Origin of the sequence: Ruegeria lacuscaerulensis (assembly GCF_013034685.1) — a bacterium.
Taxonomy (GTDB): Bacteria; Pseudomonadota; Alphaproteobacteria; order Rhodobacterales; family Rhodobacteraceae; genus Ruegeria; species Ruegeria lacuscaerulensis_B.
In genome coordinates, this window is record NZ_WQGO01000007.1 from 50,988 (window position 1) to 68,629 (window position 17,642).

Consider the following 17,642-nt stretch of genomic DNA (forward strand, 5'->3'; position numbering starts at 1 on the left):
ATTTGGTCTTCCCTGTGACTGGTTGGTTTTGCCGCAGGTAATGCGTTTCAGTCGTGAGGATAGGGCAGGCGGGGTCACAATGACTCACCAACCTGTGACAGGAAACAGGTATGAAAAAAGGCGACCACTGTGGTCGCCTTTTTTTTGATTTGATATGCGTTGCGGGTTAGCCCAGCAGGTCCTTGACCTTTGCAACGGTGGCCTCGGCAGTGATGCCGAAATGCTTATACAGCTCACCCGCGGGGGCCGACGCACCAAAACCCGACATGCCGATGAACCCAGCCTTGGCTTCACGGCCACGCTCGCCCAGCAGCCAGCGATCCCAGCCACCGGCGCGGACGGCGGCCTCGATGCCGACGCGGACGGCACCAGCGGGCAGCACGCGCTTGCGATAGGCTTCGTCCTGCTCGGCGAACAGCTCCATACAGGGCATGGAGACGACGCGGGTGCCGATGCCTTCGGCCTCAAGCATCGCTTTGGCTTCCATCGCCAGTGACACTTCCGAGCCGGTGGCAATCAGGATGGCCTGACGTTTGCCGTCGGCCTCGGCCAGAACATAAGCGCCTTGTGCGGTCAGGTTCTTGGTTTTGTGATCCTTGCGCACGGTCGGCACGCCCTGACGGGTCAGCGACAGGACCGAGGGGCTTTCCTTGAAGGTCAGCGCCAGTTCCCAGGCTTCTGCTGTTTCAACCGTGTCGGCGGGGCGGAACACATAGGTGTTGGGCGTCGCACGGCTGATGGCCAGATGTTCGACCGGCTGGTGGGTCGGGCCGTCTTCGCCCAGACCGATAGAATCGTGGGTCATCACGAAGACAGACGGGATTTTCATCAACGCGGCCAGGCGCATCGACGGACGCGCATAGTCTGTGAAGGCCATGAACGTGCCGCCATAAGGGCGGATGCCACCATGCAGCGCCATGCCGTTCATCGCAGCGGCCATCCCGTGTTCGCGGATACCGTAGTGGATATAACGGCCCTTGCGGTTTTCCGGCAGGAACACGCCCATATCCGCAGATTTGGTGTTGTTCGACCCTGTCAGGTCAGCCGAACCGCCAACGGTTTCGGTCATGATCGGGTTAACGACGTTCAGAACTTTTTCCGACGAGGCGCGGGTGGCCAGTTTCGGTTGGTCTTCCGAGGCTTGTTTCTTGAACGCGCGGATCGCGCCGGCCAGTTTCTTGGGCGCTTCAAACGCATAGGCGCGGTTGAACTCGGCCTGCTTACGCTCGGACAGCTCGGCAAAGCGGGCCTCCCATGCGGTGCGCTCGGCGGCACCACGGGCACCGATGGCTTCCCAAGCCGATTTCACGTCGGCAGGGATTTCAAACGCGCCATGCGGCCAGCCATAGCCTTCTTTGGCGGCTTTTAGTTGATCCTGATCGGTCAGCGCGCCATGGCCTTTTGATGTATCCTGAGCCGCGTGACCCAGAGCAATGTGGCTTTCGCACGCGATCATGGTCGGTTTGTTCGACTTTTTCGCTTGCACGATGGCTGTGTCGATGGCTTGCGGGTCATGGCCGTCGATCTCGATCACATGCCAGCCCGAAGCCGCAAAACGGCGAACCTGATCGGTGCGGTCAGCGATATCAACAGTGCCGTCGATGGTGATGTTGTTATTGTCCCAGAAGACGATCAGCTTGCTCAGCTCATGACGTCCGGCGAGGGTGATCGCCTCTTGGCTGACGCCTTCCATCAGGCAGCCGTCGCCCGCGATCACATAGGTGTAGTGATCAACAACCTTCTTGCCGTAATGCGCGCGCTGGATTTCCTCGGCCATGGCAAAGCCGACGGCATTCGAGATGCCCTGACCCAGCGGGCCGGTGGTGGTCTCAATCCCATCGACCAGAAAGTTTTCCGGATGGCCTGCGGTTTTTGCGCCCAACTGGCGGAAGTTCTTGATCTCGTCCAGCGTGACGTCAGCGTGGCCGGTCAGATACAGCAGCGAATAGATCAGCATCGAGCCATGGCCGGCCGACAGGATGAACCGGTCGCGGTCGGGCCAGTTCGGGGCCGAGGCGTCAAATTTCAGGTGCTTTTCGAACAGCACGGTCGCAACATCGGCCATGCCCATCGGCATGCCAGAATGGCCGGAATTGGCGGCGGCGACGGCGTCCAGGGTCAGGGTGCGGATGGCCGCAGCTTTGTCCCAATGTTCGGGGTTTGCATTGCGCAGCGCAGTCAGGTCCACGGGCGTTATTCCTTTGGATTACGGGCAGATTGCGCGCTGAATACCACTCAGCCCTCAAAGTGCAAGCAGAACCGGGGGTTACGCGGTCGCAGTGGTTCAAGAATGCGGTCCAAGTGATTGAAAGCAAACAGTGGGTATTTTCCGCGCCATTCGGTTAGACTAGGCCAAGACGAAGACAATGTTGATTCGCACAAATCACATTTCAAGGAACCTTGGTAAACAGGTGGCACAGGTATGAGCCAGATCGAAGAACTACAACGTCGCATTGTCGCCGCGATGGAACGGATTGGGGCCGGCGTCGATGCCTTGGGCACCAAACCAGCAGATCCCTCCGGACAAGACGATGTACTGAAAGCTGCATTGGATGACGAAAAAGTTGCCAACGCGCAGCTTGAAGAGCGTTTGAAATCGCTGAAACAGCGCCACGAGCAAGAGGTCGACGCGATGCGCGCCGACATGGAAAACTTGCGTGCAGCCCCGGTCGAAGACCCTGAGGCGCCTCAATTGCGTCAGCAATTAGCAGAGGCGACCGCGAAACTGGCTTCTGTCGAAGCGGCGCGGGCCGAGTTGGCCGAAGCCAAGGCGGCTTTGGAAAATCAGGATGAACTGGACGCGCTGAAATCCGAAAACGAAGAGCTGAAGGCCGCGATCAACGGGGCTCTGGCTCTGGAAGAAGAAAACGCGCGTCTGCGGTCCGAATTAGCTGATAGCGAGCGGGTTGCTGAACTTTCGGCCGAGTTGGAGATGCTGCGCGCCGAACGCAGTAGCCACGGGGCCGCGATGTCGCGTCTGGATGATGACCTGCAACGGATGCGCAAGGCAAATGAACAGCTGCGCGAAACGGTAGATGAGCTGCGGTCTGCTTCGCAAAACGGAATGCCGGATGCCGAATTGTTGAACCGCGCCACGGTGGCCGAGCTTGAGGCGACCCGCGCCGCACAAGCCACAGACGCAGCCGAAGCCCACGCAGTTCTGGCCCGGCTAGAGCCGTTGTTGTCGCGCGCGAAACTGGCGGAAGGCGAGGTGGAATAATGCCCGAAGTGACCATTCAAATCGGCGGTCGTGGCTTTGAAGTCTCGTGCCAGCAGGGGGAAGAGGTGTTCTTGCAGGCCGCTGCCAAGATGTTGGACGACGAGGCTCAAGTGCTGTCGGATCAGATTGGCCGGATGCCGGAATCGCGGATGTTGCTGATGGCTGGGCTGATGCTGGCCGATAAGGCCGCCGCTACGGATGATCGTATCAAGATGCTGGAAGGCAAGCTGGCTGAGGTCGAGGCCGAGGTGCAGACCCTGCGCAACGCCCCGCAGCCTGAACCAGAGCGTGTCGAAGTGGCGGTCGTGCCGCCCTCGGTCACGGATACGCTGGCGGAACTGGCCGCACGGGCCGAGGCATTGGCGTCGGTGGTGGAAGAGAAAGCGGGATGAAATTTTTCCCTGCTACTGCGCTAGCTTCCATGCTGGGCATGTGGGGCAGCGTCGCGTCGGCCCAGATAGACGTCCTGCCTGTGACCTTCACATGCGAGAACGGCACGCCGCTGGAGGTGATCTTTTTCAACGCCACGGACGGGGCTAGTGCTGCGGCAATGTTGGTGGATAACCGGTTGATTGCATTGGAACAGACCATCAGCGGGTCGGGTATCCAATACCGCTCAAGCGGACCGGGCGGCAGCTATGTCCTGCGCTCGAAAGGCTGGGACGCAACTGTCAGCTATCTGGCGGCAGGGGATGCCGCCAGCGAGCAGGTTGTTCTAAGCGATTGTAGTAGCCGCTAATCAGGCGTTAGCTTCGCGGATCTTGTCGGCGGCATCTTTGTTGTAGCCGACGCCATTGTCGTCAAACAGCGTGTCCAGTTCGCCGGACAGGGTCATCTCGGTGATGATGTCGCAACCGCCGACGAATTCACCTTTGACGTAAAGCTGCGGCACGGTCGGCCAGTCGGAATAATCCTTGATGCCCTGACGGACCTCTTCATCAGCTAGAACGTTCACGTCGGCATAGTCGACGCCCATATAGTTCAGCACACCAGCCACGCGGGACGAGAATCCGCATTGCGGCATTTCCTTGGTGCCTTTCATATACAGCACCACATCGTTGGCTTTGACGGTTTCGTCAATCTGGGTTTTCACGTCAGTCATTTCGCGTTTCCTTTGCTCTTCGGCATCATCGCTTTGGCATAGTCTTGAGGATCTTTCGGGACACGATATTGGGTGGAATGTCCACCTCCGGACCCGCCGGAATCATAGATGGTGAAAATCGTGCGGTATCCTAATCCGGGAAGAGTTCCTCTTTTTGATTGAGCGTCATTTTTGGATCTGCTTCGCGCCAACAGAGTCGTCAAGATTATGACGGCTGCAATGCCAACTATAACGCCAAATCCAAGATCCATTTTACTCCGGCACTTTCGTCGTCAACGCCAGCGCGTGCAACTCTCCATCTGGGCCGTCCATCTTGCCTTTCAAGGCCGCATAGACCGCGCGCTGTTGTTGAACCCGGTTTTTGCCGCGAAAGCTCTCGTCCACGACCATGGCGGACATATGCACGCCATCACTGCCGCCGACTTGAATTTCCGCATCGGGAAAGGCTTCGCGCAGCAGGTGTTCGATTTCGTGGGCGCTCATCGGCATGTAGGTTACTCCTGAAGGTCTTTCCCAAGATGTAGAGCGCCAAAGCGGGGCGCGCAAGTGGTCCTGAGATGACAAAACCCGCGCCGGTTCAAGCGCGGGTTTCGGTATCGTTTACTTAGGCTATATTAGGCGACAGCTTCGGCAAAGCTGCTGCGGAAGGTGGCGGTCAGTTCATCCAGCGCAGCCTCAGAGCCTCCGATCTTCACCGTCTCACCGGTAAAGCGGCCGACCGACTCCAGCGGCACTCCGGCCTGACCGGCGGCGATCATCAGAGCCTCGGCCTGATCAAAGTTGCAGGCGATCAGATAGCGCGCCTGATCCTCACCGAACAGGAACTCGGTTGGGGCGTCGTCCAGATGCACACCGACGCCAGCCGCCTCGGCCAGTTCGAACGCCGCCAGCGCAAGGCCGCCGTCGCCCAGATCGGTACAGGCTTTGATCATCTCGCGGTTGGCGCGGATGAATTCGCCGTTGCGCTTTTCGGCCTCCAGATCGACATGGGGCGCGTCGCCATCTTCGCGGTTGAACACCTCGGCTAGCAGGGCGGATTGCCCCAGATGGCCGTTGGTTTCGCCGATGACAAGAGCGACATGGCCTTCGCGGACCTCGTCGCCGATGATGTCGTCGGTATGGGCCAGTAGACCAACCGCGCCGATGGTCGGGGTGGGCAGGATCGCCTGACCGTCGGTCTCGTTGTACAGCGAGACGTTGCCCGATACGATCGGCATATCCAGAGCGGCGACAGCCTCGCCAATACCTTTGATCGCGCCGACAAACTGTCCCATGATCTCGGGCTTTTCGGGGTTGCCGAAATTCAGGTTATCGGTGGTTGCCAGCGGGGTTGCCCCCACGGCGGTCAGGTTGCGATAGGCTTCGGCCACCGCCTGCTTGCCGCCCTCAATCGGGTTGGCGCGCACGTAACGCGGGGTCACGTCGCTGGTGAATGCCAGAGCCTTTTCGGTGCCATGCACGCGGACCATACCCGCGCCCAGACCCGGCGTGCGGGCGGTGTCGGCCATGACCATCGTGTCATATTGCTCGTACACCCATTGCTTGCCTGCGTAATTGGGCGAAGAGAGCAGGGCACGCAGACCATCGATTGGATCAATCTGAGGGACCTCGGCCAATTCCTCGGCTGCGGGTGTTTCGACCCAAGGGCGGTCGTACTCGGGCGCGGTCGAAGACAGTTTCGACAGAACCAGATCAGCTTTGACCTCGCCATTGTGAACGATCAGGAAACGGTCTTCAGCGATTGTTTCGCCAACAATGGCAAAGTCCAGATCCCATTTCTCGAACACGGCGCGGGCCTCAGCCTCAAGCTCGGGCTTGAGGACCATCAGCATCCGTTCCTGAGATTCCGACAGCATCATCTCATAGGCGGTCATGTTTTCTTCGCGCTGGGGGACGTTCTCGAGATCTAGACGTACGCCAAGGCCACCCTTGTCGCCCATTTCAACTGCGGAACAGGTCAGGCCAGCTGCACCCATATCCTGGATCGAGATCACGGCGCCGGTCTGCATCAGTTCCAGCGTTGCCTCCATCAGGCGCTTTTCAGTGAAGGGGTCGCCAACCTGAACGGTGGGGCGCTTTTCTTCGATGGTGTCATCGAACTCGGCCGAGGCCATGGTCGCACCGCCAACGCCATCACGGCCGGTTTTGGCGCCAAGATAGACGACAGGCATGCCGACGCCCGAGGCGGCCGAGTAGAATATCTTGTCGCTATCCGCCAGACCAGCGGCAAAGGCGTTCACAAGGCAGTTGCCGTTATAGGCCGGGTGGAACCGCACCTCGCCACCCACGCAGGGCACACCGAAGCAGTTGCCGTACCCGCCGATGCCTTCGACCACACCATTCACAAGCTGGCGGGTTTTGTGGTGGCCGGGTTCGCCAAAGGACAGCGCATTCATCGACGCAATGGGACGCGCCCCCATGGTAAAGACGTCGCGCAGGATGCCGCCCACGCCGGTCGCAGCGCCTTGGTAGGGTTCGATATACGAGGGATGGTTGTGGCTTTCCATTTTGAACACCACGGCCTGACCGTCGCCAATATCGACCACGCCCGCGTTCTCACCGGGTCCGCAAATCACTTGCGGGCCAGAGGTGGGCAGGGTGCGCAGCCATTTCTTGGAGGACTTGTAGGAACAATGCTCGTTCCACATGGCCGAGAAAATACCCAGCTCGGTAAAGGTCGGCTCGCGCCCGATGATTTCGAGGATCATGTCATATTCGTCGGGCTTAAGCCCGTGTGCGGCAATCAGATCCGGGGTGATGGCGGGCTCTTGCATCTTATGTCCTGTGTCCAAAGGGGCCGAGATTGCGCGCCTTTTAGGGCAAGGGCGCGCCCGTGGGAAGGGTCAAGTCACCGCAGGGTGGTCTGGATGAAGAAAAACGGGCCCTGCAAAGGTGCAGGGCCCGCGTATTGGTTCAAAAAGCGTGGGCTCAGGCCGGGGCTTCTCCCTTGTTGACTGCATCGGCGGCGGCGGCACCGACGGCTGCTTTTTGCTCTTCCGAGAGGTTCTCGTTCTCTTCCAATCCCGGAATGGCAACCCGAACTTCCCGGCGCGCAAAATCGATGCCGTTGGCATTGAATTCCGCCTTCACGCGATTGAAAATCTCTTTGCGGAGCGTGAACTGTTTGCCCGGTTTGGCCATGAACTTGCCCCGGATAATCATGCCGACATCGTCGAAGTCGAATACACCTTGAGATTTGAACGGTTGCAGGAAGCCATCCTTGTGGGTCTCGTCCTGCATCATCTCGGCCCCGATCTTCTTGAAGATTTTCTTGACCTTGTTGGGATCAGTATCAAACGGCACGGTAAATTTCAGCTTCATGATGACCCAGTCGCGGCTGAAATTGGTCAGCTTTTGTATCTCACCATAAGGGATCGTGTGAACGGGTCCGCGGTGGTGGCGCAACTGCATGGAGCGGATCGAGATCTTTTCGACAGTACCCATGGTGCCGCCCACATCGACATATTCACCCACGCGGAAGGCATCGTCGATCAGGAAGAAGATGCCGCCGACGATGTCAGCCACCAGTTTCTGTGCGCCAAAGCCGATGGCCAGACCCAGAACACCGGCACCAGCCAGCAAGGGCGTGATGTTGATGCCCAGCGCCCCAAGGGCAAGCAGGCCGAAGATTACCGCGATGGTGATCTGCGCTGTGATGCGCAGCAGCGGCAGGACAGTCGCAAGACGCGAACCACCCGCGCCGCCGCCTTCGCCACCGGCTTCTTCGTCCAGCGCCTCGGCTGCGGTCTGTTCCTTAGCCAAGCGACGGTTGATCCAAAGAGAAACGACCTCGTTCAAGATATAGCCAATGGCGATGATCAGCAGGAACTCGATCACGGCGCCGCCCACTTCGGCACTGACGCCGGCCGAGGCCACATCGCGCAGGTCCAGATGCCAGGCGTTCGCGATCATGAAGACGACGAAAAGGCCCGCAATAACGCGACCGATGCGAATATAGCTGCGCTTGGCCGAGCGATGCGCCCGTTCGGCTAGCGGTCCTTCACCCGACATCGGCGGTTGAAGATGCCGTACCAAGCCCCGAATCAATGTATCAAGTGCGGGCGCGATCAGCAGCCAGAACATAGTGGTGAAATGCGCCCCGTTGACCAGAACACGCATGACAGCGGGGTCACGCTGCGCCACAAGGAATTCGACCAGCAACCAGATCGCTACCGAGACCCCAATTGCGAAATAGGGGTAATAGTGCGAAACTTCTTCGTCGAATTTGGTGTGATCGGGGTCTGTACCCAACATCATCTGGGATAGGCCCTCGCGCGCAGTCCAAGCGATCAGGCCGATATAGATGTGGATCGCGGCGTTCAGCCAGAATCCGATGCGCGTATCGTCTGATGTTATGTCATTCAAGCCATTGAAGCGCAGGATGAACAGGGTAAAGCCGATCAAGATGAGCAGGCCAATCAGATTGCGATGTAGGTATTTTGCCCAGTGATCATCAATGTTGACGAGCCGGAACTGCGGTTTTTGCGGAGCCAGAACAAAGCGCGAGACAGCGGCCCCAAGACGGGGCACCCAGATCAGGTAGAACACAAAGGGTCCGGCATAGATGATCTGCTCGGGCGTCAACACGCCGCGACCGAATGCACGGACGACCACATAAAATACGATTAGCCCCGCGATTTCCCTACAAAACCGTCGAAACAGGTATCGGGCAGCGCCCCATAGATCGGCCTCGTCCGCGACCTCTGTCGCTTCGTGCCAATGACGGGTCAGGAAAATAAACAGTTTTTCGGCGACATACCCAACCAGAAGGACGGACAGGACGAGCCCTAAAAGAGTGAAAACCCCGGTCGTGCCGAACGTATCAGCGAAATTGCCGAACGCTGTGATCTGCGCCGTTACAATCCTGGGAAGTGTTGTAAGAACATGAGTCCAGGACGAAACCATCTCGGCCCAGATTTCGTTGATTTCGGTCAGTGGGTCTTCGACATTGGCTTTTTCAGCGGCTTTTTGTTCGGCCACGGCATCCAGCCGCTCCAGAAGAATCGCGCGCACCTGATCGTCAGACATACGCGCAACAAGATCGTCGACCTGTTCAGGTGTCAGATCCTCGGGAATTGTGACCGATGACGCGCTGGTATCCTGCGCAAAAACGGGAACCGCCAGAGAAAGCGCGGCGACCATCGCCAGCGCCAGGCGAAGTGGGTGAAGCATGAATGAGCCCTCGAACACGAATTATTTAGCTTTTTCGGGATCATATGCGGTTGGAGGAATTTTTCCCAGTAGTTTTGCGGGGGCGACAAGGGTGGAAGCCAAAAAAAAGGCCGAGCACTAAGCTCGGCCATAGTCCAACAGGGAGGTATGAAGATGATGAGCGTTGCAGCATCATCGCCTTCATGTGCTCATTTAGGGATCACTTTATGAACGATCAAGATGTTTCAGACTGATCAAAGGTCATGTCCGCTATGACCTTGGTGCATAGCTAGAGTTTTCCCATCTGCTTCAACTGTTTGCGCTGCGCGATGATTTCGTCCTGCACGAAGTCGCGGAAAGCGGCGACACGCTTGGAATGGCGCAGTTCTTCGGGGTAGGCCAGATAAACGGGGACATCTGCAGTTTCGATATCGGTGAGCAGGGGTACCAGATGCGGAAAATCCTGGGTTACGTAGTCCGGCAAGACGCCGATGCCAAGGTTGTGAAGCACGCCTTGCAGCACGCCGAAATAGTTGTTCACTGACAACAGGGACCTGGGGTTATAGGTCATCAGGTGCCGTACCATGGCAGCACTTGCCCCAACTTGTGGCGCAGATGGCGTCTGGCTGATCAGCCGATGGTTCGCGATTTCCTCCAACTCCTCAGGGGCGCCGTTTTCCTCTAGATATTCTTGCGTGGCGTAAAGTTGCATCTGAACGGTCATCAGGCGTTTGCGTACTAGATCAGCCTGGCTGGGCTCTTTCATGCGTATGGCGACGTCTGCTTCACGCATGGGCAAGTCCAGAACCCGCTCCTCTAGCATCAAGTCAATGTTAAGGTCCGGGTATTGTTCGTAAAGCTTCGGTAGGCGCGGTGCGAGCCAGAGCGTGCCAAAGCCGAACGTTGTGGTGACGCGCAGAACGCCGAACACTTCTTCTTCACTGTCACGGATACGCGCGGCGGCGGCATCCAGACGTTTGGACATGGCCGAGGTGGCGTCGAACAGCAACTCGCCCTGTTCGGTCAGGATCAGTCCGCGTGCGTGGCGGTGGAAAAGGGTCGAATCAAGCGATTCCTCCAGCGCCCGAATTTGGCGGCTGACGGCGGATTGCGACAAATTCAGCTTGTCGCCCGCATGAGTCAGGCTGCCTGCATCGGCCACCGCGTGAAATATCCTAAGCTTGTCCCAATCCATCGCCGCAACTTTCGTTATCTTTTGGAAGCCCTATATGAAATAGGTAACAAGTTCTACATTCAAACTGTGATTTTGGCAGGATTACAGAGGGTAAACCCTATACAGGTCAGAAATTGTGACCTAAAATGCGAGGGAAATACGCACACTGATCTGACGAGGGGAGACGTCTGATGAGCCAGCCACAGATATCGCTGAACGACCGGTTTGATATTGAGAAGAACCCCGTCCTTTTGAACGGCACGCAGGCGCTTGTACGGTTGATGCTGTTGCAGAAGGAACGTGACCGACAGGCAGGTTTGAATACTGCAGGTTTGGTCACAGGGTATCGGGGCTCTCCGTTGGGTGCGGTCGATCAGCAGATGATGCGGGCGCAAAAGCATCTTGCTGAAAGCGATGTCACCTTCCAATTCGGCCTGAATGAAGATCTTGCTGCCACCGCGCTCTGGGGCAGTCAGCAGGCGGGTCTGCGGGGCGACGGCAAGTTCGATGGCGTGTTCGGCTTGTGGTACGGCAAAGGCCCCGGCGTTGACCGTTCGGGCGACGTGATGCGCCACGCCAACATGGCGGGAACGGCGGAACATGGCGGTGTCCTTGTTGCGATGGGCGACGATCACACCGGCGAAAGCTCCACCGTTTTGCACCAGTCTGAGTGGGCGTTGGTGGACATGTATATGCCTATTGTCAGCCCGGCGGGTGTTCAGGAAATCCTCGATTACGGCATCTACGGATATGCGCTCAGCCGGTTTGCGGGCGTGTGGGTCGGGTTGAAGACGATGAAGGACACGATCGAAGTGACCTCGGTCGTCGATGGCAGCCCGGATCGGATCAAAGTCGTCACGCCGCAATTTAACATGCCTGATGGCGGGTTGAACATCCGTCTTGGCGACACACCGCACCTGCAAGAGGCCCGGATCATCGATGTCAAACGTTTCGCGGCCGAGACGTTCTCGCACGCCAACAAGATGGACAAGCGCGTCTGGGGCAAACCCGGTGCCAAGATCGGTTTCGTCGCGGCGGGCAAGAACTGGCTGGATCTGGTCCATGCTCTGTCGCTGCTCAATATCGACGAGGCTGAGGCCGAACGGCTGGGGATCACAACCTACAAAGTGGGCCAGACCTTCCCGCTGGATATGGCGGGTTTTCATGATTGGGCCGAAGGGCTGGACCTGATCGTCATCGTCGAAGAAAAGCGCAAACTGATCGAGGTTCAGGTCAAGGAAGCCATCTTCGACGACCGGCGCGGGCGGCGCGTGTATGGCTGGTACAAAGGCGGTGCAGGGACCCTACATCGGGAAGAGCTGTTCCCGACCCGCGGTGCCCTTGATCCGATTATGATCGCGGAAAAGCTAGGCGATATCCTGATCGAAGAGGGACGTGAAACCGACGGTGTGCGTGCGGGGCTTACCAAACTGGCCGAGTCGCGCCGTGCCGACAACGCCGAAGAGATCGCGACGCGTTTGCCCTATTTCTGCTCGGGATGTCCGCATAACAGCTCGACCAAGGTGCCCGACGGCAGCCGTGCTTATGCAGGCATAGGGTGTCACTACATGGTTCAATGGATGGACCGAAATACCTCGGGCTTTACCCAGATGGGGGGTGAAGGCGCGAACTGGATTGGCGAGGCTCCATTCTCGACCACACCGCACGTCTTTCAGAACCTCGGCGACGGGACCTATAACCACTCGGGCGTGCAGGCCATCCGGGCGGCGCTTTCGGCGGGGACGAACATTACCTTCAAGATCCTGTTCAATGATGCCGTTGCCATGACAGGTGGACAGGGCAATGAGGGCGATTTGACCGCCGAACGCATCGTGGCCGAGGTCAAGGCGATGGGCGTACAGCACGTGGCTTTGGTCTATGACGAAAAGGAAGATGTGAATTTCAAGGCGCTGCCATCGGGGGTAGATACGTTCGAACGCGCCGAACTGATGCAGGTTCAGGAAAAATTCCGCGAGATCGAGGGCGTCTCGGTCATTGTTTACGTGCAGACCTGCGCTGCGGAAAAACGCCGCCGTCGCAAGCGCGGCACGTTCCCGGACCCGGATAAACGTGTCTTCATCAACACTGACATCTGTGAAGGCTGCGGCGATTGTGGGGTTCAATCCAACTGCGTCTCGATCGTTCCGAAAGAGACCGAGCTGGGTCGGAAGCGCGCGATTGATCAGTCCAGTTGCAACAAGGATTTTTCCTGTGTGAACGGGTTCTGCCCGTCTTTCATCACGTTGGAAGGTGCGAAGATCCGTAAGGAGGCCACCACCGAAATCGACTTGCCGGATTTGCCAATGCCCGATCTGCCAGAGATCAATGGCACGCACAACGTGGTGATTACCGGAATTGGCGGGACCGGCGTGGTGACGCTGGGCGCGGTATTGGCGCAGGCGGCGCAGATCGACGGCAAAGGTGCGGGCGTGATGGAAATGGCTGGCCTGGCGCAAAAAGGCGGTGCGGTGCATATCCACTGTCGTCTGGCCAATCGCCCCGAAGATATCAGCGCCATCCGCGTGGCCACCGGCGAGGCACATGCGCTGATTGGTGGCGATCTTGTCGTGTCCGCAGGGGCAAAGACCCTGGGCCTGACCCGTGCAGGCCAGACCGGTGCCGTGGTCAACAACCATGAAACGGTGACAGGTGATTTTACGCGTGACACCGCCTTCCGTATCCCTGGCGAACGTTTGGAACTGGCACTGGAAGCGCGGCTGAAAGAGGATGTCTCCCTGTTCGACGCGACCGCATTGGCGCGCGCCGTGATGGGGGATTCGATCTATTCCAACATGATGATCTTTGGGGCCGCGTGGCAGCGTGGATTACTCCCGGTCAGCCATTCGGCCATAGAACAGGCTATCGAATTGAATGGCACTGCAGTGGAACGCAATAAGCGCGCCTTTGATATCGGCCGCTGGGCGGTTCTGCACCCGCAGCAGGTCGCCGATATCCTGAAACCGAACGTCGCTGAACTGCCCAAAACGCTGGATCAGATCATTGATTTCCGTGCTAACCACCTGACCGATTACCAAAGCGCGCGTCTGGCCAAAAAGTATCGCAAAATGGTCGATGCCTTCGAGGATACCGATATCCGCGAGGCCGTGGCGCGGGGCTATCACAAACTTCTGTCCTACAAGGATGAATACGAGGTCGCGCGTCTGCTGCTGACCAGTCGCGAAAAAGCCACAGCCGAGTTTGATGGCGATTTTCAAATGACCCTGCATCTGGCCCCGCCCATTCTTGGCAGCAAGGGGCCGAATGGTCGCCCGAAAAAACGAACCTATGGCGAATGGATGCTGGGTCCGCTCAAGCTCTTGTCCAAGTTGAAAGTCTTGCGAGCGACGCCTCTGGACATTTTTAGCTACAGCTCCGAACGTCGGATGGAGCGCGCCCTGATCAAACAATATGAGCGTGATCTCAAAGAGATCACTCCGCTGATCAACACTCAGACACGGGACGCGGTGATCGCACTGGCGCGTCTGCCGCTGGACATTCGTGGCTTTGGTCCGGTCTTGAAGGAAAGCGAAGCCAAGGCCGCCAAAAGGCGCGAGGAACTGTTGTCTGTCATTCGCAGCGGTGGGCCCGATTTGCGCGCAGCAGCGGAATAGATCGTCACATCCCTGTCACGATCTCTAGGCAAACCTGTGGGCTGCACCTAAGTTGCAGGCCACAGAACCTCGGAGACCGCAATGCCTTCGCCCCGCCATGTCGCTCGTGACATTTCTTATGCTTATTCCGCCGAAACCAAAGGCGGTCGCATGGTCATCAAGTTGATGGAAAACACGACGGGTCGGATGCGCCTGATCAAACGCGCGGACGGCTATGAGCAAGAGGTCGCGCAGGGCCGCGATTTTTGGACGGTCATGGTGGACCGTTATGGCCTTTCTCTGGATGTGGTGGGCGGATCGCTCGCGAATATCCCCAATACCGGCCCACTGATCCTGATTGCCAACCACCCCTATGGCATTCTTGATGGGATGATGATGGGACATATTCTGTCGCAAACGCGCGGCGATTTCCGCATTCTGGCCAACAGCGTGTTCCGCAAGGCCGAGGACTTGAACCGGGTCGTTTTGCCTGTGTCGTTTGACGATACCAAAGAAGCGATGAAGCTGAACTTGCAAACTCGCAAAACGGCCCTGAACTATCTGGGTGACGGTGGCGCGATTGGGATTTTCCCCGGCGGTACGGTCAGCACCGGGGTTAAGCCGTTCTCATACCCGATGGATCCGGGCTGGCGCGGCTTTACCGCACGTATGGTCGCTAAATCGAACGCAACAGTGGTGCCGGTCTTCTTTGACGGCCACACCTCGCGTCTGTTTCAGATCGCCAGCCATCTGCACAGCACTTTGCGCATGGGTTTGCTGATCAAAGAGTTCAAAAAACGCGTCGACACTCCGGTCAAAGTGGCGATCGGGGAGCCGATCAGCCGCGACGTTCTGGACCCTCTGGCCAGTGACACACGCAAGATGATGGATTTCCTGCGCAAAGCCACGTATGAGCTGTCCCCGAAGCCGTTGAAGTCTTATGACTACGGCTATGAGTTTGAGGAACGGCATCGCGCCTGAAGGGGCAAATGGCAGTAGGTATTTTTGATTCTGGTTTGGGCGGGCTGACCGTTCTGGACGCCGCGCAGAAACGTCTGCCGGAGGTGGATTTCCTATACTACGCAGATAGTGCGCACGCGCCTTATGGCGTGCGGGATGCGGAAAACATCTATGACCTGACCCGCGGGGCGGTGAACGCGTTGTGGAACCGCGGCTGTGATCTGGTGATTCTGGCCTGCAACACCGCCAGCGCCGCTGCGCTGCGCCGGATGCAGGAAGAAGGCGTGCCCGAGGGCAAGCGCGTGCTGGGTGTCTTTGTACCGCTGATCGAGGCATTGACCGAACGGCAATGGGGCGACAACAGCCCTCCGCGTGAGGTTGCCGTAAAACATGTGGCGCTGTTTGCGACGCCCGCGACTGTCTCTAGCCGTGCATTTCAGCGCGAACTGGCCTTTCGCGCCATTGGCGTGGATGTCGAGGCGCAGGCCTGTGGCGGCGTGGTCGACGCCATCGAGGACGGCGACATGATCCTGGCCGAAGCCCTGGTACGCAGCCATGTCGATGCGCTCAAACGCAAGATGCCTGATCCGCAGGCCGCGATTTTGGGCTGCACCCACTACCCGCTTATGGCCGAGACCTTTCAGGCGGCTCTTGGTCCGGATGTGCAGGTGTTTAGCCAAGGTGATCTGGTGGCCGAAAGCCTTGCAGATTATCTGGAACGACATCCAAATATGCTGGGCAAGGGCGAGGCTGGGTTTCTGACCACCGGTAAACCCGCATTCGTCAGTGACCGGGCAACGCAGTTCCTGCGACGACAAATCTCATTCGAGGCTGTCTGACTTAGGTCAAGGACGCCAAGCGGACGAATCCGTAAACCAAGGCCGTCGCATCGGCGGTCGTGATATGTGACATATGAATAGAAGAGGTCTGACATGACCCATAAAATCGCAATTCTGGGCGCTTCCGGTTACACCGGTGCCGAACTCGTGCGCCTGATCGCCGAGCATCCGAATATGGAGATCACCGCGCTGGCCGCCGAGCGTAAGGCGGGCCAGTCCATGGCGCAGGTCTTTCCGCATCTGCGCCATATGGATCTGCCGGACTTGTGTAAGATAGCTGAAATCGACTTTTCGCAGATCGACCTGTGTTTCTGCGCCTTGCCGCACAAAACCAGCCAAGAGGTCATCCGCGATCTGCCCAAAGATCTGAAAATTATTGACCTGTCCGCCGATTTCCGTCTGCGCGACCCAGGAGAATATGAGAAATGGTACGGCAACCCGCATGCCGCTTTGGCGCAGCAGGACGAAGCCGTCTATGGCCTGACCGAGTTTTATCGCGATGATATCCGCGATGCGCGTCTGGTGGCGGGTACCGGCTGCAACGCGGCTACAGGGCAATATGTGCTGCGCCCGCTGATCTCGGCCGGGGTGATTGATCTGGATGACATCATTCTGGACCTCAAATGCGCGGTGTCCGGCGCGGGGCGGTCGCTCAAGGAAAATCTGCTGCATGCCGAACTCAGCGAAGGGTACAACGCCTATGCCGTGGGTGGCACGCACCGGCATCTGGGTGAGTTCGATCAGGAGTTCTCGGCCCTGGCAGGACGTCCGGTCCATGTGCAGTTCACGCCGCATCTGGTTCCGGCTAACCGGGGCATCCTGGCGACCACTTACGTGAAAGGCGATCCAGAAAGCGTGTATGAAACGCTGGCCAAAACCTACGAACACGAACCTTTCATTCAGATGCTGCCCTTCGGTGAGACCCCGTCGACCCATCATGTGCGGGGCTCGAACTTTTGCCATATCGGCGTGGTGGGCGACCGGATCGAACGTCGCGCCATTGTGATCGGCGCGTTGGATAACCTGACAAAAGGTAGCAGTGGCCAAGCCTTGCAGAATGCGAACCTGATGTTAGGTGAAACTGAAACCTCTGGCCTGATGATGGCCCCTCTGTTCCCGTGAGGATATCATGAAGTCACTCAAGAAACGTCGTCGCGTACAAATCATTCTGCTGGCTGTGGTGGCCCTGGTGTCATCGACGGCGTTGATTGGGTGGGCTTTGCAGGATGGAATCAACTTTTTCCGGTCCCCCAGCGAAGTAATCGCCGAGCCACCCAAACCGACGGAGGTTTTTCGCATCGGCGGGTTGGTCGAAGAAGGCTCAATCGTGCGGGGGCAGGGTGAGACTGTGACCTTTGTCGTCACAGATGGCGGTGAAAGTGTACCGGTGGCCTTTACCGGTGTCCTGCCTGATTTGTTTACCGAAAATCAGGGTATGGTTGGCACAGGCAGCTACGTGAATGGCGTGTTTGAAGCCACTGAAATCCTTGCGAAGCACGATGAGACATACATGCCAAAAGAGGTGGTGGATGCGCTCAAGGAACAAGGAGTCTACAAAGAAGGCAGCGATAGCTGAACTCCGCTCAGATTTGAGTAAACGGGCGTT

At 58.1% G+C, this 17,642-nt stretch carries 14 protein-coding genes; 8 read left to right on the plus strand and 6 right to left on the minus strand.

The features are described 5' to 3' along the window. Window positions 1-166: 166 nt before the first annotated feature. A complete protein-coding gene (tkt, locus tag GOV80_RS17410) occupies window positions 167-2,188 on the minus strand; it encodes a transketolase (RefSeq protein ID WP_170786643.1) in 2,022 nt (673 codons plus the stop codon). Window positions 2,189-2,422: 234 nt separating this feature from the next. Between tkt and GOV80_RS17415 the strand changes: the two genes are divergently transcribed. The 3 genes from GOV80_RS17415 to GOV80_RS17425 are packed head-to-tail and all read left to right on the plus strand — an operon-like array spanning window position 2,423 to window position 3,959. After that, the gene (locus GOV80_RS17415; RefSeq protein ID WP_170786645.1) at window positions 2,423-3,220 is read left to right on the plus strand and encodes a hypothetical protein; all 798 of its coding nucleotides are present in this window, start codon (window positions 2,423-2,425) and stop codon (window positions 3,218-3,220) included. Beyond that, window positions 3,220-3,612, plus strand: a complete 393-nt coding sequence (locus GOV80_RS17420; protein ID WP_170786647.1) for a cell division protein ZapA — start codon at window positions 3,220-3,222, stop codon at window positions 3,610-3,612. The genes GOV80_RS17415 and GOV80_RS17420 overlap by 1 nt, the downstream gene beginning before the upstream one ends. Then, the gene (locus GOV80_RS17425; protein WP_170769655.1) at window positions 3,609-3,959 is read left to right on the plus strand and encodes an MliC family protein; all 351 of its coding nucleotides are present in this window, start codon (window positions 3,609-3,611) and stop codon (window positions 3,957-3,959) included. Before GOV80_RS17420 ends, GOV80_RS17425 begins: the two co-directional genes overlap by 4 nt. On the opposite strand, the gene grxD is transcribed toward GOV80_RS17425, so the two are convergent. From grxD to GOV80_RS17450, 5 genes are all read right to left on the minus strand, one after another. After that, window positions 3,960-4,322, minus strand: coding sequence for a Grx4 family monothiol glutaredoxin (grxD, locus tag GOV80_RS17430; RefSeq protein ID WP_170769656.1), 363 nt, complete (start codon window positions 4,320-4,322; stop codon window positions 3,960-3,962). A 252-nt stretch (window positions 4,323-4,574) separates the two neighbouring features. Continuing rightward, window positions 4,575-4,811: a BolA/IbaG family iron-sulfur metabolism protein gene (locus tag GOV80_RS17435; RefSeq protein ID WP_170354080.1), complete on the minus strand. Its 237-nt coding sequence runs from the start codon at window positions 4,809-4,811 to the stop codon at window positions 4,575-4,577. Between the two features lie 125 nt (window positions 4,812-4,936). Beyond that, window positions 4,937-7,096, minus strand: a complete 2,160-nt coding sequence (gene purL / locus GOV80_RS17440) for a phosphoribosylformylglycinamidine synthase subunit PurL (protein ID WP_170786649.1) — start codon at window positions 7,094-7,096, stop codon at window positions 4,937-4,939. A 154-nt stretch (window positions 7,097-7,250) separates the two neighbouring features. After that, window positions 7,251-9,494 carry a mechanosensitive ion channel family protein gene (locus GOV80_RS17445; protein WP_170769658.1) on the minus strand — a complete coding sequence of 748 codons (2,244 nt, stop codon included), beginning with the start codon at window positions 9,492-9,494 and terminating at the stop codon, window positions 7,251-7,253. Between the two features lie 268 nt (window positions 9,495-9,762). Next, complete coding sequence (locus GOV80_RS17450; RefSeq protein WP_170786651.1) at window positions 9,763-10,668, minus strand: LysR family transcriptional regulator; 906 nt, start codon at window positions 10,666-10,668, stop codon at window positions 9,763-9,765. A 170-nt stretch (window positions 10,669-10,838) separates the two neighbouring features. On the opposite strand from GOV80_RS17450, the gene GOV80_RS17455 reads away from it, so the two are divergent. The 5 genes from GOV80_RS17455 (at window position 10,839) to ccmE (ending at window position 17,612) form a co-directional block, all read left to right on the plus strand. Next, window positions 10,839-14,258, plus strand: a complete 3,420-nt coding sequence (locus GOV80_RS17455) for an indolepyruvate ferredoxin oxidoreductase family protein (RefSeq protein ID WP_170786653.1) — start codon at window positions 10,839-10,841, stop codon at window positions 14,256-14,258. Window positions 14,259-14,339: 81 nt separating this feature from the next. Continuing rightward, window positions 14,340-15,218 (plus strand): lysophospholipid acyltransferase family protein, encoded by an 879-nt coding sequence (locus GOV80_RS17460; protein WP_170786655.1) that lies wholly within the window; start codon window positions 14,340-14,342, stop codon window positions 15,216-15,218. 8 nt (window positions 15,219-15,226) lie between these two features. After that, the gene (murI, locus tag GOV80_RS17465; RefSeq protein WP_170786657.1) at window positions 15,227-16,036 is read left to right on the plus strand and encodes a glutamate racemase; all 810 of its coding nucleotides are present in this window, start codon (window positions 15,227-15,229) and stop codon (window positions 16,034-16,036) included. Between the two features lie 93 nt (window positions 16,037-16,129). Then, window positions 16,130-17,158, plus strand: coding sequence for an N-acetyl-gamma-glutamyl-phosphate reductase (gene argC, locus GOV80_RS17470; protein ID WP_170786660.1), 1,029 nt, complete (start codon window positions 16,130-16,132; stop codon window positions 17,156-17,158). Between the two features lie 7 nt (window positions 17,159-17,165). Then, window positions 17,166-17,612, plus strand: coding sequence for a cytochrome c maturation protein CcmE (gene ccmE / locus GOV80_RS17475; RefSeq protein WP_170769664.1), 447 nt, complete (start codon window positions 17,166-17,168; stop codon window positions 17,610-17,612). Window positions 17,613-17,642 lie beyond the last annotated feature (30 nt).

Excerpts from the sequence above, each read along its gene's own strand:
- GOV80_RS17425 (WP_170769655.1), top strand. The coding sequence starts at position 3,609 with ATGAAATTTTTCCCTGCTACTGCGCTAGCTTCCATGCTGGGCATGTGG.
- purL (WP_170786649.1), bottom strand. The coding sequence starts at position 7,096 with ATGCAAGAGCCCGCCATCACCCCGGATCTGATTGCCGCACACGGGCTT.
- GOV80_RS17415 (WP_170786645.1), top strand. The coding sequence starts at position 2,423 with ATGAGCCAGATCGAAGAACTACAACGTCGCATTGTCGCCGCGATGGAA.
- ccmE (WP_170769664.1), top strand. The coding sequence starts at position 17,166 with ATGAAGTCACTCAAGAAACGTCGTCGCGTACAAATCATTCTGCTGGCT.
- GOV80_RS17450 (WP_170786651.1), bottom strand. The coding sequence starts at position 10,668 with ATGGATTGGGACAAGCTTAGGATATTTCACGCGGTGGCCGATGCAGGC.
- GOV80_RS17420 (WP_170786647.1), top strand. The coding sequence starts at position 3,220 with ATGCCCGAAGTGACCATTCAAATCGGCGGTCGTGGCTTTGAAGTCTCG.
- GOV80_RS17455 (WP_170786653.1), top strand. The coding sequence starts at position 10,839 with ATGAGCCAGCCACAGATATCGCTGAACGACCGGTTTGATATTGAGAAG.
- GOV80_RS17445 (WP_170769658.1), bottom strand. The coding sequence starts at position 9,494 with ATGCTTCACCCACTTCGCCTGGCGCTGGCGATGGTCGCCGCGCTTTCT.
- murI (WP_170786657.1), top strand. The coding sequence starts at position 15,227 with ATGGCAGTAGGTATTTTTGATTCTGGTTTGGGCGGGCTGACCGTTCTG.
- GOV80_RS17460 (WP_170786655.1), top strand. The coding sequence starts at position 14,340 with ATGCCTTCGCCCCGCCATGTCGCTCGTGACATTTCTTATGCTTATTCC.
- GOV80_RS17435 (WP_170354080.1), bottom strand. The coding sequence starts at position 4,811 with ATGCCGATGAGCGCCCACGAAATCGAACACCTGCTGCGCGAAGCCTTT.
- grxD (WP_170769656.1), bottom strand. The coding sequence starts at position 4,322 with ATGACTGACGTGAAAACCCAGATTGACGAAACCGTCAAAGCCAACGAT.
- argC (WP_170786660.1), top strand. The coding sequence starts at position 16,130 with ATGACCCATAAAATCGCAATTCTGGGCGCTTCCGGTTACACCGGTGCC.